Consider the following 21941-nt stretch of genomic DNA (forward strand, 5'->3'; position numbering starts at 1 on the left):
CAGCTTCGCCAGCTCATCCGCGAACACCCCGGCGCGCCTCTCCTCCGCCCGCCGCCGCTTCTCGTCCGCGTCCACTGCAATCCCCGTCTCGATGACCTATCAGAATCATCGCAGAGGGTTACGACATTGGAATCTCTCGTGTACGAGAAGGGTAGAATATAAGAACGAAGATCTCGCCGACTACCCCCGCCTCCAACGGATATCCGAGACCCCGGTGAGCTCGCGCCACCCTTCCGCCCGCGCACCCGCCGTTCCGAGCACATCCGCTCCGATCAACGGACCGAACTCCAGACCCGTCGCCGCGGCGACATCGCTGATCGGCACCTGGAACGTCCGGAACGCTCCCAGACGATCCACGGCGACCACACCCTCGCGGGTGTCGACCAGCTCCGACTGGTCCAGCACGAATCCCGCCGCCTCGAGCCCGGCACGACCGAGCCACGCGGCGATCTTGTAGAACCGCAGGGGCACGCGGGTACCCCGATACGGGGGATCCGCGTCGCCGAAGATGGGCGCCGTGAACACGCTGATCCGCTGATCGGATGCCTCGGCGAAGGCCAGCACATGATCTTCCAGGCCCAGCCACAGCTCCCTGGACTGATTGAAGTCGGCCGCCTGTGGCGCGGCGTTCGTGTAGAAGAACGTCGCCTCCGTGGCATCCCGTGCCTCAGCGGGCGTCCCCCAGCCCGGATCGCGCCGCCGCACCAGGTGTCCTCGGTCGAGGTCGTTGCGGGCGTAGACCTCGGGGCCGGTCTGCTCCGCCGCGGGCACCCGCGGGTCGAACCGCCAGTCCCCGGTCCTCGGCAGATCGAGCAATCTCGCCCCGTCGATGTTCACGCCGGTGACCGAGGCGAGCCGCCGCTCCGCATCGAGCAGCACGCTGAACCGCGGATAGTCGAGCAGTCGCCCGCCCCGCGAAGACTCGGGCAGCGGAACCCCGACGCCCAGGAACCCCGCGTCGTAGCCGCTCACCCGAGCATCGCCGCCGTCCGCGGCCCGAGCCCGATCGCGGCCGCGTCGCGCAGCTGGTCCGCCGTGTCGACATCGCGTCGGAGCGTCGACCCGCTCGGCACCTCCAGCGGCACGCATCCCATCGCGCGATGCGCGGCGAACGACCCCTCACCGAACGCCGATCTCCACGGCACGCCTGCCCGCGCCGTCACGAGCGTCGACCCGGTGCCCTCGGCGTCGGCGACGACGCCGCGTTCGACGCCCGCCGCTCCGCGGAGCGCGACCGCGAGATCCTCGCCCCGCAGCGCCGGCACGTCACCGAGGAGGGCGGCCCGCGGCATCCGCTCTCCCGCCGCTTCCATGCCGACGGCGATCGCGGCGTTCAGTCCCCGCGCCTCTCCTTCGGGCACGAACCGCAGACCGGGGATATCGGCCGCGTGGAGCGGCAGCGTCGCCTCGTCGGTCACGACGATCACCTGCGAGACGAGGGGACAGGATGCGGCGGCCGCGACGGTGTCCAGAGCGATCGCCCGCGCGAGCGCGACACGATCGAACCCGTCGACGGCGAGCCGCGACTTCCCCCGGGTGGTCGCCTTCACCGGGACGACGACCACCCACGCGGAGGCTTCAGGCATCGGCGAAGCGTGCCCGCAGTCGGGGCAGGATCTCCTCGCCGTACGTCCGGAGGAACGCGGCCTGGTCGTGACCGGGGTCGTGGAAGACGAGGTGGCGGAACCCGAGGTCGACGTAGCGGGCGATCCGCTCGACGTGCTCCTCGGGGTCGGTCGAGACGATGAACCGCGACGCGGCACGCTCGATCGGCAGCTCGGCGGCTCGGCGCTGCATCTCGATCGGGTCGTGGATGTCGCGCTTCTCCTCGGGCGAGAGGGCGAGCGGCGCCCAGAAGCGCGTCTTCTCCAGCGCCGTGGCGTGGTCGGGGTGGTACGAGACCTTCACCTCCATGAGGGTGTCGATCGCGTCGCCCGGGCGCCCCGCCTTCGCCAGCCCCTCGTGCAGCGCCGGCAGCAGGGTGTCGGTGTACAGCGAGGGGTCCTTCCCGCTCGTGGTGATGTAGCCGTCGGCGATCCGGCCCGCGAGCCGCGTCGCGGCCGGGCCCGACGCGCCGATGTAGATCGGCACCTTCTGATCGGGCCGGTCGTAGACCGTCGCGCCGTCGAGCGAGTAATACGTGCCCTCGAAGGTCACCCGCTCGGCGTCCCAGAGCTTGTCGATGAGCTGGATCGATTCCTTCAGGCGCTGGAACCGCTCGGGCGGGTCGGGCCACTCGAGGCCCAGAGTCACCTCGTTGAGAGCCTCGCCGGTTCCGACGCCGAGGATCACGCGGCCCGGGAACATCACCCCGAGGGTCGCGAAAGCCTGCGCAATCACCGCCGGGTGGTAGCGGAAGGTGGGGGTCAGCACCGAGGTGCCCATGATGATGGTCGACGTGCGGGCGCCGATCGCGCCGAGAACCGGAATGGCCGCCGGGGCGTGCCCGCCTTCGTGCATCCACGGCTGGAAGTGGTCGGACAAGAACACCGAGTCGAACCCCATCTCCTCGGCGAGTACGGCGAAGTCGGTCAGCTCTGCCGGACCGAACTGCTCCGCCGACGCCTTGTATCCGAACCTCAGCGGTACCGTCATGTGGATTCCTTTCCTCGTGCTCCCACCGGGGTCCCGGTGAATTCCGTTCCATCGGTCTGCGACAACCGCCGCCGGAAGGCGTCGACGGTCCCCGGCCAGAGCAGCGTCAGCCGCCCCGACCGGTCGTCCACGTACCAGTTGCGACAGCCGCCCGAGAGCCAGGGGGTGGATGCCGCCGCGGCGGCGATCTCCCTGATGTACGCGTGCTCGGCGGCTGGATCCACTCGCAGCACACCGTCGGCCGTGAGACCGCGGCGCTCGAGCGCAGAGACGGCGTAGGCCGCCTGCTCCTCGATCATCAGCACCGCGGAGTTGTGACCGAGTGACGCGTTGGGGCCGTTCAGCACGAAGAGGTTGGGAAAGCCGCTCACCACGGTCGAGGCGAAGGCGCTCATGCCTTCGGACCAGTGCTCGGCGAGGGTGGTGCCCGCCTCGCCGCGGACGAGTTCGGCGTACGGCTGGCGGGCCGAGGCGAACCCGGTGGCGAGCACGACGGCGTCGACGTCGACCCGCCGTCCGCTCGCGGCGAGGAGGGTCGTGCCGTCGGCCGCCGCGAGCGCAGAGGGCTCGAGCGTGACCTTGTCGGAGGCGACGGCGGGATAGAAGTCGTCCGAGAGCAGCACGCGTTTGCAGCCGAAGGCGTAGGCGGGGGTGAGGGCGCGGCGGAGCGCGGGATCGGCGACCTGCCGGCCCAGGTGCGCCAGCGCGATCGCCCGGGCCGATTCGGATGCCGCGGCATCGCCCGACCGCGAAGCGAAGCGCTCCTCGCCTTCGCGGTACAGGTCGTCGCGGAGACGTGCGAGCTCATCGGGGTGCGCGGCGAAGCGGGCGCGCTCGGCGTCGGTGTACTCGCGTGCCTCGCGTGGCACGATCCACGCCGGCGTCCGCTGGAAGAGCGTGACGTGCGACGCGGTGCGGGCGAGCTCGGGAACGAGCTGGACCGCGCTCGCGCCGGTGCCGACGACCGCGACGCGGAGGCCGGTGAGGTCGGTGGCATGGTCCCACCGCGCGGAGTGGAACAGGGGGCCGGGGAAGGTCTCGAGTCCCGGTATCTCGGGGATGAGCGGCTCGGTCAGACGGCCGCATGCGAGGACGAGCGCCTCGGCGGTGATCTCGCCCGAAGGTGTGCGCACGCGCCACCGCGCGGCGACGTCGTCCCACTCGGCGCCGAGCATCGGGGTGCGAAAGCGCATCAGGCTGCGCAGGCCCTCGCGATCGGTGACGTCGTCGAGGTAGCGGCGGATCTCGTCTCCGCGCGCGAAGACGCCCGACCAGTCGGGGTTCGGGTGTGCGGCGAACCCGTACAGATGACTGGGCACGTCGCATGCGACGCCGGGATAGGTGTTGTCGCGCCAGGTCCCCCCGACGGCGTCGGCCCGCTCGAGGATGACGAGATCGTCATGCCCGGCGCGGCGAAGGGCCATGGCCATGCCGATACCGGCGAAGCCGGCGCCGACGATCACGACCTCGGCGGTCCGCGGCAGCGGGAGAGGTGGAGGGGGAGCGTGATTCACTCGGCCGCCCCGATGCCGGAGGAGGGATGCGACACCGTGCGGTAGTCGGTCGTGCGCAGCCGGAACGGGCGGAACAGGCGTGCGGCGATCGCCGCGGCATCCGCCGTCGGCAGTTGCTGGCCGTACTCGATCCCGGCCTCGGGCTTCACCCGCCCGTCCAGGAGCGTTCCGCCGAGGTCGTCGCCGCCGGCGCCGAGGAGCACCGCGGCATCGGCGCGGCCGACCCGGGTCCAGGGGATCTGGATGTGCGGGATGCTCCCCGACAGCAGCAGTCGCGACACCGCGACCATCGCCCGGTGCTCGTCGATCGCGGCACGCCCGGCGACCAGCGGCACCCCGCCGGCAGGGCCGGGGAGGGGGATCGGGACGAACTCGGTGAACCCGCCACCGCCGGCCGTCTGAAGTGCGCGAAGACGCCGGAGGTGCGCGATCCGCTCGGCCGCGGTCTCGATGTGGCCGTAGAAGAGAACGGAGGTGGACCGGAAACCGGCGCGATGGGCGGCGGTGATGCCCTCCTCCCACCGGTCGATCTCGAGGTCACCGGGCGCGACGGCGGCCCGGACACGCTCGCTCAGCACCTTCACGCCCGTCCCCGGCACCGTGTCGACGCCCGCCTCCCGGAGCGCCGCGAGCGCGCCGGTGAGCCCCAGGCCGCCGCGGTCGGCGAGGTCCCAGACGTCCTGCGGACGGTAGGCGTGAAGGTGCAGCGTCGGGGCCGCCGCCCGGGCGGTCCGCACGATCTCAAGGTACGCCTCCGGGTCCTCCCCCTCGGTCAGCCGCCCCTGGATGCACAGCTCGGTGGCGCCGAGCGCGACCGCGTCCGCGGCGATCGCGGCGACGTCGCCGAGGTCGAAGGTGTCGGCGTCGATGGGGCCCGCCGCGCGGAACCCCGTCGACGTGAGGTTGCGGTTGACCACGAGGCTCACCGCCTCGCCCACGGTGTACCGGCGCACGTCGTCGGCGGTCGCCGTCAGCTGGTCGAGGTCGGATCCCGTCGCCGTCAGCAGGCGCTCCCACTCGGCGTCGTCGACGGTGAGCGGGTCGGTCGCGGCCCGCTCGAGCAGGGGGTCGACGCCGGCGGTGACGTTCACGACCGAGAGGCGCAGTTCGGAGCGGCGTGGGCGATCGGATGCCGCGACGGGCGACGTGTCGGGCTTCGCCAGGCCCGTCGCGGGGTCGGCGAGGCGGGCGACCGCCTCGTGGAGACCGGGATCGATCCACGCCGCCGCGTCGGTGACGTAGTCGGGCTGCGCGGTGAGGCGCTCGGTGAGGGTGAAGCCGAGCTCGGCGGTGCGCTCGGCGAGCTCGTCGAGCTGGGGCCACGGCCGCTCGGGGTTGACGTGGTCGGCGGTCAGCGGCGACACCCCGCCCCAGTCGTCCGCGCCGGCGCGGACGAGAAGTTCGAGCTCACGCGCGTCGGAGAGGTTCGGGGGCACCTGCACTCGCGCGTGCGGTCCGAGCACCAGGCGCGCCGTGGCGACCGCGGCGACGTACTCGCGCATCGTGGCATCGGGGGCGCCCTGCATCGCGGTGCGCGGCTTCGCGCGGAAGTTCTGGACGATCACCTCCTGCACGTGGCCGATGCCGTCGACCCGGTGGGCCTCGTCTGCCGCGCGGATCGCCACCAGCGATTCGGCCCGGTCGCGGATCGTCTCGCCGATCCCCACGAGGATTCCGGTCGTGAACGGCACGCGCGCGCGCCCGGCGTCCTGGATCACCGCCAGGCGGACCGCCGGATCCTTGTCGGGCGAACCGAAGTGCACCTGGCCGGGCTCGGCGAACAGTCGTCGCGAGGTCGTCTCCAGCATCATCCCCATCGACGGGGCCGTGGGGCGGAGCGTCTCGAGCTCGGCCAGCGACATGACGCCGGGGTTCAGATGGGCGAGCATGCCGGTCTCGGCGGTGATGAGCCGCGCGATGTGGCCGACGTAGTCGAGGGTGGAGGCGAATCCGTGGTCGTCGAGCCACTCCCGTGCCTCGGGCCAGCGGTCTTCGGGGCGGTCGCCGAGGGTGAGGAGCGCCTCCTTGCACCCCATCGCCTGGCCCTGCCGCACGACGGCGAGCACCTGTTCGGGCGACATGAAGGCCGGCTTGTGCTTCTTCTTCAGCTGGGACGGGGTGTCCACGAACACGCAGTAGTGGCATCGATCGCGGCAGAGCGTCGTCAGCGGAACGAACACCTTCCGCGAGTACGTCAGGATGCGACCGCGTCCGGCGGCGTCGAGACCCGCCGTGCGGACGGATGCGGCGAGTTCCAGCATCCGCTCGAAATCGGCGCCCTCGGCCTGCAGCAGGATCTCGGCCTCGTCGACCTCCAGCCGCGCGCCGGACTCCGCTCGCGCGAGGACGTCGCGGGCGGAGAGTCGGGAGGCGCGGACCGGATCGAGCAGGGTCACGCTCCCAGTCTGGCACCGTCGCCCGACAGCGGGGCGCGAGGATCGTTGCCGCTCTGTGAGCAAAAGCGTTCTCGAGCGCCCGCCGGGCGCTGGCAGACTAGTCGCATGGTGACCCTGCTGCTCGACTCGACGCGGCTCGAAGTCGCGCTGTCGGTCACCGAGCGCGCGCTGTCATTCCACAAGGGGAATGTGCTCATCGAGCGGTCGGCGATCACCAAGGTGCAGTTGACCGACGACCCGTGGACCTGGCTCCGCGGCGCCGCGAGCCCCGGCACGTTCGTGCCCGGCATGGTCGCGATGGGGACCTTCAAGATCGCGGACGGCGCCGACTTCGTCATCGTACGGCGCCGCCGCCCGGGCGTCGTCATCGACCTCGACGGGCACCCCGAGTACGCACGGGTGATCCTCACCACCCGCCACGGCGTCGCGCTCGCGCAGGCGCTGCGCCTCGACACCGATGCGACCCCCACCGACGTGGTCGACATCATCGCCGCCACGGGGCCGATCGAGACCGTCGCGCCCAAGCAGAAGCCGCGCCGTCGTCCGTCGCCGTCACCGGCCCCTGCTCCGTCACCGGCTTCCGCGCGCTGACGGCGTCGGGTCCGCGACTCAGGTGACGTCGCGGCGCCAGCTGACCACGTGGCCGAGCACGACGAGGACGGCCGCGTACGCGACGAGCACGAGGCCGCCCGCCCACCACGCGAGAGGTTCCGACCCACCGGCACCCGTGGCCGCGGTCAGGATGCTCTCTCCGACGAGGGCGTCGCTGGCGGCGCCGGGGAGGAAACCGAGCACGTCTCCCAGACCCTCGACGAAGGATGCCGCCAGGCGGGCGATCGGCTCGAGGAACAGCGTGAAGACCAGGACGCCGACGATCGCGCCGACCTGGTTGCGGATCAGGGCGCCTACCCCGATGCCGATCCACACCCACAGGACGAAGGCGATGAGCATGCGGCCCAGAAGCGCCCAGGTGTCGCCCGAGGTGAGGTCGGTGTCCAGGCCGTAGCCGGCGAGGAACGCCGCCGACGGCCCCACTGCGGCGATCACGCCCAGCACGCCGAAGAGAAGACCGACGACCAGGCCCACGACGAGCTTCGCCCCGAGCACGAGTCCGCGACGCGGAGTGGCGAGGAACGTCGAGGTGAGCGTCTTGTGGCGGAACTCGCTCGTCACCATGAGCGTGCCGATGAGAAGCGGGAAGACGTAGCCGACCGCCGTGGCGGTGCTGTACAGCAGCGCCGGAATCCCCTCGGGCGGCACCGCCGGGGCTCCCTCGCCGCCGAGCGAACCGGTCGATGCGGCCGAGAAGACGAACGCGAGTGCGGCGGCGTTGAACCCGATGTACCCGACGAGCGCGATCGCGAGCACCCACCAGATCGACGTGGTGAACAGTTTCGTGCTCTCGGAGCGGCTGGCGGCGATCAGGCTCATCGCGCTTCTCCCGTCTCGGTCGTCGGGTCGCCGCCCGGGCCGTCGTCCTCGGGGCCGATCACATCGATCACCCCGGTGCTCGCGACCGAGAACGAGCGGTCGGCGGCGGGTGCGGGAGCCGGCGTTTCGTCGGGCGCGGGGGCGGGTGCGTCGTCGGGCGCGGTGACGGACGCGATGGCGCTGCCGGGTTGCGGCTGTGCGTCCGGCTCGGGCTGCGGAACTGCCGACTCTGGCTCGGGTGCCGGCTCAGGTTGGGCCGCCGGCTCAGGCGCGGGTCGGGGTGCGGGGAGCCCCGAGGCGCTCGGATGGGTCCGCACACCGTTGACGAGCTCGAGGAAGACCTCCTCGAACGCCGGACCCTTGCGCTGCAGCGACGACAGCGCGACCCCCGCCTCGGCGGCGACCCGGCCGATCTCCTCGGTGGAGTGCCCCCGGACGGTGAGGCCGGTGCGCAGCACCTCACCCGCGATGCCGGCAGCCGCCATCGCGGCGACGAGGGCCGCGCGATCGGGGGCGTCGACGACGGTGGCGAACTCTGCCGGGTCGGCGAGGTCGGCGATCTCGCCCTGGAAGACCAGGCGTCCGCGGGAGATGATCAGCAGCGCGTCGACGGTCTGGGCCACCTCGGCGAGCAGGTGCGACGAGACGAACACGGTCCGTCCCTCGGCCGCGAGCTGGCGGAGGAACCCGCGCATCCACTTGATGCCCTCGGGGTCGAGGCCGTTGGACGGTTCGTCGAGGACCAGCACCCCCGGGTCGCCGAGCAGAGCGTAGGCGAGCCCCAGGCGCTGACGCATGCCGAGGGAGAATCCGCCGATGCGCCGGCCCGCGACATCCGCCAGTCCCACCAGGCCCAGCACCTCGTCCACCCGCGACTCGGGCAGCGAGGCCGCCTGGGCGTATACCTTCAGATGGTTCGCGGCGCTGCGCCCCGGGTGATAGCTGGAGGCTTCGAGCACGGCGCCGACGGTCTGCAGCGGGTGACGCAGCTGCGCGTAGCGCTCGCCGCCGATCAGCGCGGCGCCGGCGTCGGGGCGGACGAGGCCCAGCAGCATCCGCAGCGTCGTGGTCTTGCCTGCCCCGTTCGGGCCGAGGAACCCGGTGACGACTCCGGGCTCGACCCGCGCGGTGAACCCGTCGACCGCCGCGACGGCACTGAACCTCTTGGTCACCCCGGAGAAGTCCAGCACGTGTCCATCGGGCATGCCGAAGTCCCCTCGTCGTGGAAAGCCGTTCTCCCCATCTTGGCCGATCACCCCTTCCCGAGCGAAAAGGCCGGCGGCCGGTAACGTGGCAGTGTGACCGACACCGACCGTTCTCACGTGCTCACCCGCATCGCCGACGGCCTCGGACACCTCACACTCGACCGCCCGCGCGCCATCAACGCGCTCGACCTCGGCATGATCCACGACCTGCACGCGGCGTTGGACGCCTGGGAGCGTCATCCCGGGGTGGATCTCGTCGTGCTCGACGGCGCCGGCGAGCGGGGATTCTGCGCCGGGGGAGATGTGCGGGGCCTGCGCGAGCAGATCCTCGGCGGCGATCCGGATGCCGCGGGCGTCTTCTTCCGCGCCGAGTACGCGCTGAACGCCCGGATCGCGGACTACCCCAAGCCGATCGTCGTTCTCGCCGACGGCGCCACGATGGGCGGCGGTATCGGACTCGCGGGGCACGCTGCCGTGCGCGTGGTCACCGAGCGCTCACAGCTGGCGATGCCCGAGACCCGGATCGGGTTCACCCCGGATGTCGGAGGTTCCTGGCTTCTCGCCCGCGCGCCGGGTCGCGTGGGCGAATACCTCGCGCTCACCGGCCGCCCGATGGACGCCGCCGACGCCCTCTACGCCGGCTTCGCCGATCACCTCGTGGTCGTCGACAACCTCGAGCCCCTTCGGGAGGCCCTCCAGAACCGCGCCGACCCGGCCAGCCCCACCGAGATCGTGCTGCTGTTCGACGACACCGCGGGGGCTCCGTCGCTCGCTGCCGCGCGCCCATGGATCGATGACGCCTTCGCCGCAGACACCGTGGTCGAGATCGTCGAGCGTCTTCGCGCCCGACCCGAGCCCGAGGCGGCGGCGACCGCCGATACGCTCGGCGGGCTCTCGCCCACTGCGCTCGCGGTGACGCTCGAGGCGGTGCGTCGCGCCCGAGCGCTTCCCGACCTCCGGGCTGCGCTCGCGCAGGAGTACGGCCTGGTGCTGTGGTTCGCCGCGACCCAGCCCGACCTCGTCGAGGGCATCCGCGCGCAGCTCGTCGACAAAGACCGCTCGCCGCGGTGGACGCCCTCGCGTCTGGAGGATGTCTCGCCCGACACCGTTGCCGACGCCTTCGCCTTCGAGCCGTCGCGGCCGCTCTGGGGCTGATCGAGATGGCGCCGAGGTCGGAGCGTGCGCGGCGACGCCGCGTGTCACGGGGCGTCGCGGTCGACTGGTTCTTCTTCGTCTTCGCCGGTCTCGCCGCCATCTGGCTCGCCTACCTCAGCCTCACCGAGTCGTTCCGCGTCGGCTGGTGGGGCATCCTCGTGGCGATCGCGTTCTGGGTGCTGCTCGCCTACCTCGTGCTGCCGCGCCTTCACCGCATCCTCACCACGATCTACGTGCCCGACTACTTCATCGGCCGCACCCGCACGAGCGACGGCCTGTTGGGCGACCCGGTCAACCTCGCCTTCGTCGGCGAGGCCGAGCAGATCAAGGCCGCCCTGCGCGCGGCGCGCTGGACCGAGGCCGACCCCGTCACCCTCGCCTCCTCGTGGCGCATCGTCACCTCGACCCTGACCCGCCGCAGCTACGGGGAGGCGCCGGTCAGCCCCCTGTTCCTCTTCGGGCGTCAGCAGGACTTCGCCTTCCAGCAGGAGGTCGACGGCAATCCCGCCAAGCGCCACCACGTGCGCTTCTGGCGCTGCCCCGACGACTGGCTGCTTCCCGGTGGCTACCGCGTCGACTGGCTCGCCGCCGGAACCTTCGACACCGCGGTCGGGCTGTCGCTGTTCACGCTGCAGATCACCCACCGCATCGACGCCGACACCGACATCGAGCGCGACCACATCGTCCGGTCGCTGCGCGAGGGGGCGCCGCAGGTCACGGTGAGCGTCATCGCCGACTTCTCCACCGGCTACCACTCGCGAAACGGCGGCGGCGACAGCATCCGCACCGACGGCAACCTCCCGGTCGTCGACGTCCGCAACGTGCCGGTTCCCTCGGCGCCGGCCAGAGGTGAGGTGAGCGCGTGAGGCACGAGGGGCATCCCAAGAAGCGAATGGCCTTCGAACCGGCCGAGCGCCTGCTCCAGGCTCCCGGTCACGACCCGAACATGAAGCGGCCGCCCACGATCGTCGCGGGCACCCTGCTGATCGTCCTCGGCGTCCTCGCCGGCGCGGCATGGATCATCGCCTCGTCGGGGGTGTGGCCGGAGTGGGTCGGAGAAGTCGCGGCGATCATCGGCGGCGACGACGTGCCGCGGCGCGTGGAGCAGAGCACCTTCCTTCTCTTCGCCGCGTTCGGCGGAGTGTTCCTCGCGCTCGAGGCGACGCTCGCGCTCCTGGTCTTCCTCGGTGCGAACTGGGCCCGGGTGCTGATCATGGTCTTGGCCGCCCTCACCATCTCCGTCGCGTTCGCGCGGTGGTGGTCGGAGGGCCAGGAGATCGAGATCACCACCACCTACGTCTCCCTCGGCATCGACATCCTCATCCTGCTCGCGCTGTCGAGCCGGAGCGCCGCGGCCTACGCGCGCCGCAAGGAGGCCCGCTGAACACCGCGTCGACGGCGGCGGACCTAGGGTGGGACCGTGTCGACCCCGCGTGATCCCCGTGGCCGCCGCCGCTTCCCGGCCGCCGTGTTCCGTCACGGCGCCGAGCCCGACGCACGCTTCACCCTCGCCAACGAGCGCACCTTCCTCGCGTGGATCCGCACCGCGCTCGCCCTCATCGCCGGCGGGGTCGCCCTCGAACTCCTGGGACTTCAGCTCCACCCGGGTCTTCGACTGGGGGCGAGCCTGGTGCTGGTCATCGTCGGGGTTGCCGTCCCCGGCCTCGCCTGGCTGAGCTGGATCCGCACCGAGAGGGCGCTCCGCGAGGCCGAGCCGCTGCCTTCCTCGCTTCTCGGGCCCGTGATCGCCGCCGCCGTCACGGTCGCCGGGGCCCTGGTGCTGCTGTCGATCCTGCTGGCATGAGCACGCTGTTCGACCCCGGCCTCCAGCCCGAACGCACCGAGCTGGCCTGGCGACGCACGGCCCTGGCGTTCGGCATCGGCTCGATCGTGGCGATGCGGTTGATCCCCGTCGTCTTCGGCAGCGCCTGGTGGGTGCTGCTGGGCGTGGCGGGACTCGTCGCCTCGGGCGCGATCTGGGTCTCCGCCGAGCGTCGGTACCGCGCCGTCAACGGCATCCTGCGCCGCGAGGGCGATCGAGGGCGGATGCCGGGGGCCGGCCTTCTGCTCGCGCTGGCGCTGTGCGCGGTGGGCGCGGGGGCACTCAGTCTCGCCGTCGTGGTCGTCGTCGCGCTCGCGCGCGGCTGATCAGACCTCGCGCGTCAGGCGCGACAGCTCCGCGACGAAGGCGTCGACGTCTGCCTCGGTGGTGTCGAACGAGCACATCCACCGCACTTCGCGGCGGGCGGCGTCCCAGTCGTAGAAGCGGAACTTCTGTCGCAGCCGGTCGGCGACCCCCTCGGGGAGGATCGCGAAGACACCGTTGGCCTGGGTGGGCTGGGTGAACTCCACTCCGGCGATCGAGCCGTCGGCCAGGCCCGCCTCGACTCCGCCGCGCAGGCGCTGGGCCATGGCGTTGGCGTGACGGGCGTTGCGCAGCCACAGATCGCCCTCCAGGAGGGCCACGAGCTGCGCCGAGACGAAGCGCATCTTGCTGGCCAGCTGCATGTTGAGCTTGCGCAGATAGGTCAGCCCCGCCGAGGCCTCCGGGTCGAGCACGACGATCGCCTCGCCGAGCATCGCTCCGTTCTTGGTGCCCCCGAAGCTCACCACGTCGACGCCCACCTCGCGCGTGAAGGCCCGCACCGGCAGATCGAGCGCGGCGGCGGCGTTGGCGATGCGTGCGCCGTCGAGGTGCAGCCGCATCCCGAGCGGGTGGATGTGGTCGGCGATCGCCCGGATCTCCTCCGGCGTGTACAGGGTGCCGAGCTCGGTGGACTGCGTGATCGAGACGACGAGGGGCTGGGCCCGATGCTCGTCGCCCCATCCCCACGCCTCGCGGTCGATGAGTTCCGGCGTGAGCTTGCCGTCGTCAGTGGGGACGGTGAGGAGCTTGATCCCCGCGACCCGTTCGGGCGCACCGCCCTCGTCGACGTTGATGTGGGCGCTGGATGCCGCGATCACCGCGCCCCAGCGGGGCAGCATCGACTGCAGTCCCACCACGTTGGCCCCGGTGCCGTTGAACACCGGGAACGCCTCGACGCCCTCACCGAAGTGGGCGGTGAACACCTGCTGGAGACGTTCGGTGTAGACATCCTCGCCGTAGGAGATCTGGTGGCCCTCGTTGGCGGCGGCGATGGCCGCGAGCACGTCGGGGTGGATGCCGGAGTAGTTGTCCGAGGCGAAGCCGCGCACGGCGGTGTCGTGGATGGTCGTCACGTCGATCAAGCCTAGGCGCACCGATCAGGCGTCGAGCGTGACGACCTCGTCGTTCACCGACGACGCCTCGGCGGCGAACAGCGAGACGAACGCGGCGGCGACGCGCTCCTCGAGACCTTCGAGGCTCTTCACGCGGAAGACCACGGCGGCGCTCGACGCCGGCTCACCGGCATCCCTCGCCGCCTTCGCCAGGCCCTGCGCGACAGCACGGCTCCATGCCTCGCTCGCCGCTTTCACCGCGGCGTAGTTCGCACCGCCGGCGAGGGGCCGCGCGACCGCCGTCGAGGAGATCATCGCCAGCCTCCCGACGGGGGAGGCCACCAGGTCGTCGAAGAACGCGCGCGTGGTGTGGCGGAGCGCGGTGAGCGAGGTCTCGAGCACGCGGTAGTCGTGGTCGCTCTGCCCGGCCAGCCCGCCGCCGCCGCGCCACCCGCCGACGAGATGGAGGATGCCGTCGACGCGGCCGTGCAGGGCGTGCACCCTCTGTGCGAGTTCGCGAACCTGCGCCTCGTCGCTGAGGTCGACCGTCTCGGTCGACACGCCGGGGACGACGGACGCGAGGGTGGCGAGCTTGTCGGGGTCGCGGCCGGCCACCACCACGTGCGCCCCTGCGGCGACGAGGGCCTCGGCCGCCACCCGGCCGACCGTGCTCGTGCCGCCGGCGAGCAGCACGACCCGGCCGGCGACGGTGTCAGTCATCCGTGCCCCGGATGCCGGCGGTCGACTCGATCACCGGACGCATCTTCTTCTCCAGCGCCTCGAAGAACATCGACAGCGGGAACTCGTCGTCCAGAACCGCATCGGTGTAGCCCTTCGGCGCGCCCGCGAGGATGTCGTCGGGTAGGCCCCGCGCCCAGCGCGACGCGGGGTGCGGGGTGAGGGTCTGGCGCACCAGGTCGTAGGCGGCGAGCCAGTGCGCCGTCTTCGGCCGATCGATCGAGCGCCAGTACAGCTCGTCGATCGCGTCGCCGAGGGCGACGACCGCGGCCGGCACGCCGTCCCAGTCGAAGGCGAGCGAGGTGTCGGTCCAGTGCAGCACGCCGCGCTGGTGGAGCCACGCGAACAGCAGCTGGCCGCCGAGTCCGTCGTAGTTGCGCACCCGCGAGCCGGTGATGGCGAAGCGGAAGATGCGGTCGAAGATCACCGCGTACTGCACCAGCACCGCGTGCTCGAGCATCTCGGCGTCGGTGGCGTCGAGCGTCTCGCCGGCCTCGACCCGCGCCCGCAGCCGTGCGGTGAGGCTGACGCACTCCCGGAACGCGGTGAGGTCGCACCGCAGTTCTTCCAGCGAGTAAAGGAAGTACGGCATGCGCTGCTTGATCATGAACGGGTCGAACGGCAGGTCGCCGCGCATGTGGGTGCGGTCGTGGATGAGGTCCCACATGACGAAGGTCTTCTCGGTCAGCCGCTGGTCGTCGAGCATGCGCGCGGCATCGGCGGGCAGCTCGAGTTTCGTGATCTCGGCGGCGGCCCGGGTGACCCGGCGATAGCGGGCGGCCTCGCGGTCCTGGAAGATCGCGCCCCAGGTGAAGGTCGGGATCTCGCGCATCGCCACCGTCTCGGGGAAGAGCACGGCGCTGTTGGTGTCGTAACCGGGGGTGAAATCCAGCAGCCGCAGCGACAGGAAGAGGCGGTTGGTGTACTCGGTCTCGAGCTGAGCGATGAACTCCGGCCAGATCACCTCGACGAGCACGGCCTCGAGGTGCCGGCTCGGCGAGCCGTTCTGGGTGTACATCGGGAAGACGACGAGGTGGCGCAGGCCGTCGACGCGGTGCTCCTGCGGCTGGAAGGCCACGAGCGAGTCGAGGAAGTCGGGCTCGGCGAAGCCGCCGTCGGCCCAGCGGCGAAGGTCGACGACGGATGCGGCGAGGTAGGCCTCGTCGTGAGGGAAGCGCGGTGCGAGGGCGGCGATGGCCTCGGCGACGGTGGTCACGAGCTCGCGGGCCCGCGCGTGCACCTGCGGATCGGGGATCGAACCGTCCTTCACCTGGAGGCCTTGGATCTCGACGGCTGCCGCTTTCAGGGCCAGCCACTCGGCCGAGGTCTCGACTCCGGACGCGGACAGCGACGCCGCGGGCGCAGGGATGACGGTGCTCATGCGCCTCAGTATAGGAAACATTCCTGCCCCGTGTCATTCCGGCAGGAGGAATTCCTGTCGTTGGGAAGCGCACTGCTACGCTCGGGCCATGACCGGAGGCGACGCGAACGGCCCGGGCCCCCGCCTCGACGACGACATCGACGCGGGGATCGTCTCGGTCGTGAGCACGAACGCCCGCGCGACACTGGCGGAGCTGTCCGCCGCGGTCGGCCTCTCGGTGTCGGCTGTGCAGACCCGCCTGCGGCGCCTGGAAGCGCGCGGGGTCATCACCGGGTATCGGGCGCAGGTCGACGCCGAAGCGGTCGGCAAGCCCCTCTCGGCGTTCGTGGAGATCACTCCGCTCGATCCCGGTCAGCCCGACGACGCCCCCGAGCGCCTGGAGCACCTCGCCGAGATCGAGGCGTGCCACTCCATCGCCGGCGACGCCAGCTACATCCTCTTCGTCCGCGTCGAGAGCCCGCGTCACCTCGAGACGCTGATCCGCGACATCCGTGCCGCCGCCCAGGTGAACACCCGCACCACCGTCGTGCTGCAGACCTTCTACGAGAACCGGCCGATCCGGGTGCCGCGGGGTACGGTCGACGGATGACGACCGCCGGTTCGGGCCTGCTCATCCTCCGCAACAGCCGGTCGGGGACAGCGGTGATCCGCACCGACCCCGCCGAGCTGTTCTCCGAGCGCCTTCCCGCGGCGCGCGTGCACGAGCTGGGCGAAGGTGAAGATCTGGCGGATGTCGTCGACGCGGCGTTCGCGGGAGGCGATGCGCCCACGGCGCTCGGCATCTACGGCGGCGACGGATCGGTCTCGCGCATGGCGGGCCTGGCGCGGCAGCACGGCGTCCCTCTGCTGGTGATGCCGGGAGGCACCTTCAACCACTTCGCCCGGTCGGCGGGCCTCGAGGACGTCGAGACCGCGGTCGAGGCGTACCTCGCGCGCGACACCGTCGAGGTGAGCGCCATGGAGGTCCGCGAAGGCGAGGGGGAGCCGGTGCTCGCCCTCAACGCCGCGTCGGTGGGCGCCTATCCCGAGCTGATCGAGGAGCGCGACACCCGGCGCCGCCGGCTCGGGAAGTGGCTCGGCGGCATCGTCGCCGCGTGGCGCACGATGCGCACCGCCGAGCCGCTCGACGTCATCCGCGACGGCCGGCGCGCGCGCGTCTGGTCGGTCTTCGTCGGCGTGGGCACGAACGATCCGAAGCGTGTCGCGACGATGCAGCGCGAGAACCTCGAGGATCCCGTCCTCGACATCCGCATCCATCACGCCCGGGGCACGCGCCTCCGCGCGATCGCCTCGCTCGCCTTCGGCAAGCGGACGGCGGCCGTGCTCCGTGCGGTGAGAGTGATGCCCGAGAAGCGCGACGTCGAGCGCCTCCTGGAGACCGGCTTCGCGATGACCGTGCGACCGGGCCCGGGTCGCCCCGAGGTCTGGGTGCACGACGGCGAGCTCGAAGAGCCGCTCGGCGAGGAGTTCACGCTGCACTTCACCGTGATCCCCGCCGCGCTGACGGTGTTCGCCCCGCGCCCGCGCTGACCCCGCGCCACCCCCTCTCCCCTCCCTCATCCGCGAGAGTGCAACGGGGCGCCGAGGACGCGGGTGAAACCCGGATGCTCGGCGCGCAGATGCACTCTCGCGGTCGAGAGCGACCTCGCGTCAGGAGTGCTGGGGGAAGCCCAGGTTGATGCCCCCGTGCGACGGGTCGAGCCACCGGCTCGTCACGGCCTTCTCCTGCGTGAAGAAGTCGAACCCGTGCGGGCCGTAGGCCTTGGCGTCGCCGAACAGCGACGCCTTCCACCCGCCGAAGGAGTGGTAGGCGACCGGCACGGGGATCGGCACGTTCACGCCGATCATCCCCACCTGCACCTCGTGCTGGAACCGCCGGGCCGCGCCACCGTCATTCGTGAAGATCGCGGTGCCGTTGCCGAACGCGCCGGAGTTGATCAGCTCGAGCCCCTCCTCGTAGCCGTCCACGCGCACGACCGAGAGCACCGGTCCGAAGATCTCGTCGCGGTACGCCGCCGAGGAGGTGGGCACCCGGTCGATGAGGGTCGGCCCGACCCAGAAGCCGTTGGGGTCGCCGTCGACCTCGATGCCGCGCCCGTCGACCACGACGTCCGCGCCGTCTCCGGCGGCGACGTCGACGTACGACGAGACCTTGTCGCGGTGCGCCGCGGTGATCACCGGACCCATGTCGCAGCCCCGCGTGCCGTCGCCGGTCCGCAGCGTCGCCATCCGCTCCGAGATCTTCTCCACCAGCGCGTCGGCGACGGCGTCGACGGCGAGAACGACCGAGATCGCCATGCACCGCTCGCCCGCCGAGCCGAAGCCGGCGTTCACCGCCGCATCGGCGGCGAGGTCGAGGTCGGCGTCGGGAAGGACCAGCATGTGGTTCTTCGCTCCGCCGAGAGCCTGCACGCGCTTGCCGTGGCGGGTTCCGGTCTCATAGACGTAACGGGCGATCGGGGTGGACCCGACGAAGGAGATCGCACGCACCTCGGGGTGCTCGAGCAGCGCGTCGACGGCCACCTTGTCGCCGTGGACGACGTTGAGCACGCCGTCGGGCAGGCCCGCCTCGGTGAGGCGCTCGGCCATCCAGTTCGCCGCCGTCGGGTCCTTCTCGCTGGGCTTGAGCACCACGGCGTTTCCTGCCGCGAGAGCGATCGCGAAGAACCACATCGGCACCATCGCGGGGAAGTTGAACGGGCTGATGATCCCGACGACGCCGAGGGGCTGACGCAGGGTGTACACGTCGATGCCGGTCGAGACGTTCTCGGAGTACGCCCCCTTGGTGAGGTGCCCGAGTCCGCAGGCGAACTCCACGACCTCCAGGCCGCGCGCGATCTCACCCTGCGCGTCGGAGATCACCTTGCCGTGCTCGGACGTGAGGATCGCGGCGAGCTCGTCCTTGCGCTGATTCACCAGCTCGCGGAAGGCGAACATCACCTGCTGGCGTTTGGCGATGCTGGCGTTCTTCCACTCCGCCGCGGCGGCCGAGGCGACCTGGACCACGTGGTCGACGTCGTCGGCGGTGGCGAAGCGCACCTCCTTCTGCACCGCGCCGAGCGCGGGGTTGTACACCGGGCCGGTGCGGTCGCCCGCTCCCGCCCAGGGGGCGCCTCCCACCCAGTGATCGAGGATCGCGGTCGCGGACGGCGTCGTCTGCTCCAGAGTCGTGGTGTCGGTCATCTCATCCTTTCGGTGGGTCCCCTCGTGAGGGACACGTGGTTCGAGTGTGTCGTCAGAGGCGCACGGTCGCGAGCGCGGCGTCGTAGATCTCCAGCGCTTCGGCGACCTCGTCGGCGGTGACCACGCAGGGCGGCACGACGTGGATGCGGTTGTCGGCGGTGAACGGCAGCAGGCCCCGCGCCATCAGGTCTTTCTTCAGCGCGCCGATGCCCGAGGCCGGCAGCGGCTCGCGGGTCTCGCGGTCGGCGACCAGCTCCATCGCCCAGAACACGCCTTCGCCGCGCACCTCGCCGATGACCTCGTGCTTCTCGGCGAGGGCGAGGAGCCCGGGGCCGATCGCTTCGGCGCCCATGCGGCGGGCGTTGTCGACGATGCCCTCCGACTCCATCGCATCCAGGGCCGCGATGATGGATGCCGCGGCGAGCGGGTGTCCGCTGTAGGTGAGTCCGCCGGGGAAGACCCGCTCGTCGAACGTGGCGGCGATCTCGTCGGAGATGATCACCCCGCCGACCGGCACGTAGCCGGAGTTGACACCCTTGGCGAAGGTGATGAGGTCGGGCACCACGTCGTAGCCGTCGAACGCGAACCAGCGGCCGGTGCGTCCGAAGCCCGCCATCACCTCATCGAGGATGAGGAGGATGCCGTAGCGGTCGGCGAGTTCGCGCACCCCGGCGAGGTAGCCGGGCGGCGGCAGCAGCACCCCGGCGGTGCCGGGCACCGATTCCAGCAGCAGGGCGGCGATGCTCGCCGGCCCTTCGGCCTGGATGACGCGTTCGAGGTGATGGAGCGCCCGTGCGCTCTCCTCTTCGGGCGTCGTCGCCCAGAACTCCGAGCGGTAGAGATACGGGCCGAAGAAGTGCACGTGCCCGCGGGCGTACTCGTTCGGGATGCGACGCCAGTCGCCGGTCGCGACGATCGCCGCCCCCGTGTTGCCGTGGTACGAGCGGTAGGTCGACAGCACCTTCTCACGTCCCACCTCGCCCTTGGCGGCGGCGTGGAGCCGCGCCATCCGGATGGCGTTCTCGATCGCATCCGCTCCGCCGTTGGTGAAGAAGACCCGGTTCATCCCCTCGGGGGCGCGGGCGACGATGCGGGCGGCGGCCTCGCCGCGCTGCAGGTTGGCCGTCGCGGGACCGATGGTCGCCAGGCGCCCGGCCTGCTCCTGGATGGCGGCGACCACCGCGGGATGCTGGTGACCGATGTTGACGTTGACGAGCTGGCTCGAGAAGTCCAGCATCCGATTGCCGGCGTGATCCCAGACCGTCGTCCCCGACCCGCCGGCGATGACGGGAAGGTCGAGCCCGGCCTGCGCTGACCACGAGTGGAAGACATGCGCGCGATCGAGCTCCTTGGCTCGGACGTCGAGATCGGTCTGGATGTCGGTGGTCATGCTGTCTCCTCATCGATGAGCGCGGTCCCACCCGCGAGACCGCCCTGCGGCGACGAGACCCACTGCGGCGAACGTCGTCTCGGCGCGCATATGCAGTCTCGCTGATCGCGGGCGTGTTGGGGAGAGGGTCGCGCCGAGCCGGCTCCGTCTCAGGCGCCGAGGAGCATGAGCGCGTGGTAGAGCACGTACGCCGGCCACACGATCGCCTGGAGGAGTCCGAGGATGAACCCCCAGAACGATCCGTCCGACACCGAGACGAAGTAGATGGCCGCGCCGATGTACGCCAGGAAGAAGAAGAAGCCCCACGCGCCGGAGTTCACGACGGTGACACGACTGTCGGATGCCACGAGCTGACCTCACTTCTCCCTCGCCCCGCCGGTCACCTCCATGATCGCGTCGCGTGCGACGCGGCTCCGGGCCCAAGGTCCCGCGAGACTGCACTGCGGCGTCAAGACCGATCGCGGCGCTCTCGGTTCGACGTGCACATGCAGCCTCGCGGGCGAAGGATGGTGCGGCGGGGCCTAGTTGCCGCCCTCCTGCAGTTCAACCTCGATGGGTTCGAACGACTCGCCGAACACGTCGACGCCGTCGGCCTCCAGCTCGTCGAGCGCCTGCTGGATGTACTGGTTGTCGTATGCCGTCGCCGGTGGCTCTTCGGTGATGAGGCGCGCCCCGGTCTCGTTGACCGCGGCGAGGGCCCCCTCGACGGTCTGAGCCCATGCGGCCTCGTCGATGATGCCGATGCCGTCGGCCGCGGGCCAGATGAGCTTGTTGGTCTCGTTCATCATCCACAGCTCGTGGCTCGGGCCCCACCCCGACCCCGACGCCAGGGTGATGTCGGCGGCCTCCTCGGGGTTGTCGCGCGCGTACGCCCACCCCTTGATGACCGCCTTCAGGAACGCCACGGCCGTCTCGGCGTACGCCTCGTCGGACTCCAGACGCTCGGTGTCGGCCCAGATGGCGTCCTGCAGCATGGCTCCGACCGTGTCCTGGTAGCTGATGACCGAGAAGTCCTCGGGCTGGTACAGCTCACCGGTGTCGGGGTCGACGGTCTCGAGCAGCTGGGCGTACTCGTTGTAGGTCATCGCCTGCGCCGCGTCGATGTCGCCCTGCAGGAAGGCGTTCATGTTGAAGTCCTGCGTGATGATCTCCACGGTCGTGGAGTCCAGCCCCTCGGCGGCCATCGCCGCGAAGATCTCCCACTCGTTGCCGAACCCCCACGAGCCGATCCGTTTGCCCTCGAAGTCGGCGACCGACTCGATGCCCGCATCGGCCCACGAGACCTGGAGGGTGCCCGAGCGCTGGAAGATCTGGGCGATGTTCGTGAGGTTGGCCCCCGCCTCGATCGAGCCGAGCACCTTCGGCACCCAGGCGATGGCGAAGTCGACGTCGCCGGCGGCGAGGGCGTCCTGCGGCACGATGTCGCCGCCGGACGGGATGATCTCCACCTCCAGGCCCTCCTCTTCGAAGAAGCCCTGATCGGCGGCGGCGAAATAGCCGGCGAACTGCGCCTGCGGCAGCCACTGCAGCTGGAGCGTCACCGGGGTCAGCTCGCCGTCGGAGCCGTCGCCCGAGGCGTCACCCGAACCCGAATCAGAGCCGCCGCCCGAGCAGGCGGTGAGGACGAGCGCCGCGGTCAGCGCGGCAGCTCCGGCCGCGAGCCCGCGGCGTGTGCTGTGTCTCATGGTGGTTCCCTTCGAATCCCCTCCGGGATCACGTCGTGCGATGGGATGGTGCGGTGCCGGCCCCGCCGGG

General features: G+C 71.2%; 22 protein-coding genes. 8 read left to right on the forward strand and 14 right to left on the reverse strand.

From position 1 onward, the window contains the following. Positions 1-180: 180 nt before the first annotated feature. From V6S02_RS00005 to cofG, 5 genes are read right to left on the reverse strand one after another with little or no spacing between them, the layout of a single operon-like run. On the reverse strand, positions 181-972 hold the full coding sequence (locus V6S02_RS00005; protein ID WP_336399366.1) for a DNA/RNA non-specific endonuclease: 792 nt from the start codon (positions 970-972) through the stop codon (positions 181-183). After that, positions 969-1586, reverse strand: a complete 618-nt coding sequence (gene cofC / locus V6S02_RS00010) for a 2-phospho-L-lactate guanylyltransferase (protein WP_336399367.1) — start codon at positions 1584-1586, stop codon at positions 969-971. Before cofC ends, V6S02_RS00005 begins: the two co-directional genes overlap by 4 nt. Beyond that, a complete protein-coding gene (gene fgd / locus V6S02_RS00015) occupies positions 1579-2595 on the reverse strand; it encodes a glucose-6-phosphate dehydrogenase (coenzyme-F420) (protein ID WP_336399368.1) in 1017 nt (338 codons plus the stop codon). The genes cofC and fgd overlap by 8 nt, the downstream gene beginning before the upstream one ends. Further along, positions 2592-4109: a flavin-containing monooxygenase gene (locus tag V6S02_RS00020; protein ID WP_336399369.1), complete on the reverse strand. Its 1518-nt coding sequence runs from the start codon at positions 4107-4109 to the stop codon at positions 2592-2594. The genes fgd and V6S02_RS00020 overlap by 4 nt, the downstream gene beginning before the upstream one ends. Further along, on the reverse strand, positions 4106-6505 hold the full coding sequence (cofG, locus tag V6S02_RS00025; protein WP_336399370.1) for a 7,8-didemethyl-8-hydroxy-5-deazariboflavin synthase CofG: 2400 nt from the start codon (positions 6503-6505) through the stop codon (positions 4106-4108). The genes V6S02_RS00020 and cofG overlap by 4 nt, the downstream gene beginning before the upstream one ends. A 105-nt stretch (positions 6506-6610) precedes the next feature. Here cofG and V6S02_RS00030 point away from each other — a divergent pair, with 105 nt between their 5' ends. Beyond that, positions 6611-7096, forward strand: coding sequence for a hypothetical protein (locus V6S02_RS00030; RefSeq protein ID WP_124291762.1), 486 nt, complete (start codon positions 6611-6613; stop codon positions 7094-7096). Between the two features lie 18 nt (positions 7097-7114). On the opposite strand, the gene V6S02_RS00035 is transcribed toward V6S02_RS00030, so the two are convergent. Both V6S02_RS00035 and V6S02_RS00040 read right to left on the reverse strand, forming a co-directional pair. Further along, positions 7115-7936: an ABC transporter permease gene (locus V6S02_RS00035; RefSeq protein WP_336399371.1), complete on the reverse strand. Its 822-nt coding sequence runs from the start codon at positions 7934-7936 to the stop codon at positions 7115-7117. Then, a complete protein-coding gene (locus V6S02_RS00040) occupies positions 7933-9141 on the reverse strand; it encodes an ABC transporter ATP-binding protein (protein ID WP_336399372.1) in 1209 nt (402 codons plus the stop codon). The genes V6S02_RS00035 and V6S02_RS00040 overlap by 4 nt, the downstream gene beginning before the upstream one ends. A gap of 93 nt (positions 9142-9234) precedes the next feature. Here V6S02_RS00040 and V6S02_RS00045 point away from each other — a divergent pair, with 93 nt between their 5' ends. Genes V6S02_RS00045 through V6S02_RS00065 form a run of 5 tightly spaced genes read left to right on the forward strand, consistent with a single transcriptional unit; the run spans position 9235 to position 12444 of the window. Beyond that, positions 9235-10296 carry an enoyl-CoA hydratase/isomerase family protein gene (locus V6S02_RS00045; protein WP_336399373.1) on the forward strand — a complete coding sequence of 354 codons (1062 nt, stop codon included), beginning with the start codon at positions 9235-9237 and terminating at the stop codon, positions 10294-10296. A gap of 41 nt (positions 10297-10337) precedes the next feature. Beyond that, positions 10338-11162: an LssY C-terminal domain-containing protein gene (locus V6S02_RS00050; protein WP_336399374.1), complete on the forward strand. Its 825-nt coding sequence runs from the start codon at positions 10338-10340 to the stop codon at positions 11160-11162. Between the two features lie 26 nt (positions 11163-11188). Then, positions 11189-11680: a hypothetical protein gene (locus V6S02_RS00055; RefSeq protein WP_336399375.1), complete on the forward strand. Its 492-nt coding sequence runs from the start codon at positions 11189-11191 to the stop codon at positions 11678-11680. A gap of 36 nt (positions 11681-11716) precedes the next feature. Beyond that, a complete protein-coding gene (locus V6S02_RS00060) occupies positions 11717-12100 on the forward strand; it encodes a YidH family protein (protein ID WP_124291756.1) in 384 nt (127 codons plus the stop codon). Then, entirely contained in the window at positions 12097-12444 is a 348-nt protein-coding gene (locus tag V6S02_RS00065) for a DUF202 domain-containing protein (RefSeq protein WP_336399376.1), read from the forward strand. Before V6S02_RS00060 ends, V6S02_RS00065 begins: the two co-directional genes overlap by 4 nt. Here the strand turns inward: V6S02_RS00065 and V6S02_RS00070 are convergent, their stop codons facing one another. From V6S02_RS00070 to V6S02_RS00080, 3 genes are read right to left on the reverse strand one after another with little or no spacing between them, the layout of a single operon-like run. Further along, positions 12445-13515, reverse strand: coding sequence for a threonine aldolase family protein (locus tag V6S02_RS00070; RefSeq protein ID WP_336399377.1), 1071 nt, complete (start codon positions 13513-13515; stop codon positions 12445-12447). A 24-nt stretch (positions 13516-13539) separates the two neighbouring features. After that, complete coding sequence (locus tag V6S02_RS00075) at positions 13540-14214, reverse strand: SDR family oxidoreductase (protein WP_336399378.1); 675 nt, start codon at positions 14212-14214, stop codon at positions 13540-13542. After that, on the reverse strand, positions 14207-15613 hold the full coding sequence (locus V6S02_RS00080) for a DUF6421 family protein (protein WP_336399379.1): 1407 nt from the start codon (positions 15611-15613) through the stop codon (positions 14207-14209). The genes V6S02_RS00075 and V6S02_RS00080 overlap by 8 nt, the downstream gene beginning before the upstream one ends. Positions 15614-15701: 88 nt before the next feature. On the opposite strand from V6S02_RS00080, the gene V6S02_RS00085 reads away from it, so the two are divergent. Together V6S02_RS00085 and V6S02_RS00090 are read left to right on the forward strand one after the other, a co-directional pair. Continuing rightward, positions 15702-16202, forward strand: coding sequence for an Lrp/AsnC family transcriptional regulator (locus tag V6S02_RS00085; RefSeq protein ID WP_336399380.1), 501 nt, complete (start codon positions 15702-15704; stop codon positions 16200-16202). Further along, positions 16199-17143, forward strand: a complete 945-nt coding sequence (locus tag V6S02_RS00090; RefSeq protein ID WP_336399381.1) for a diacylglycerol/lipid kinase family protein — start codon at positions 16199-16201, stop codon at positions 17141-17143. The genes V6S02_RS00085 and V6S02_RS00090 overlap by 4 nt, the downstream gene beginning before the upstream one ends. Positions 17144-17263: 120 nt before the next feature. On the opposite strand, the gene V6S02_RS00095 is transcribed toward V6S02_RS00090, so the two are convergent. The 4 genes from V6S02_RS00095 to V6S02_RS00110 form a co-directional block, all read right to left on the reverse strand. After that, the gene (locus tag V6S02_RS00095; RefSeq protein ID WP_124291751.1) at positions 17264-18796 is read right to left on the reverse strand and encodes a CoA-acylating methylmalonate-semialdehyde dehydrogenase; all 1533 of its coding nucleotides are present in this window, start codon (positions 18794-18796) and stop codon (positions 17264-17266) included. A 52-nt stretch (positions 18797-18848) separates the two neighbouring features. After that, on the reverse strand, positions 18849-20186 hold the full coding sequence (locus V6S02_RS00100) for an aspartate aminotransferase family protein (RefSeq protein ID WP_141936744.1): 1338 nt from the start codon (positions 20184-20186) through the stop codon (positions 18849-18851). Positions 20187-20335: 149 nt separating this feature from the next. Next, on the reverse strand, positions 20336-20533 hold the full coding sequence (locus tag V6S02_RS00105) for a hypothetical protein (RefSeq protein WP_141936747.1): 198 nt from the start codon (positions 20531-20533) through the stop codon (positions 20336-20338). 174 nt (positions 20534-20707) lie between these two features. Continuing rightward, positions 20708-21871, reverse strand: coding sequence for an ABC transporter substrate-binding protein (locus V6S02_RS00110; protein WP_124291748.1), 1164 nt, complete (start codon positions 21869-21871; stop codon positions 20708-20710). Positions 21872-21941: the final 70 nt, after the last annotated feature.

This window comes from Microbacterium sp. CCNWLW134 (genome assembly GCF_037083565.1).
Classification (GTDB): Bacteria; Actinomycetota; Actinomycetes; order Actinomycetales; family Microbacteriaceae; genus Microbacterium.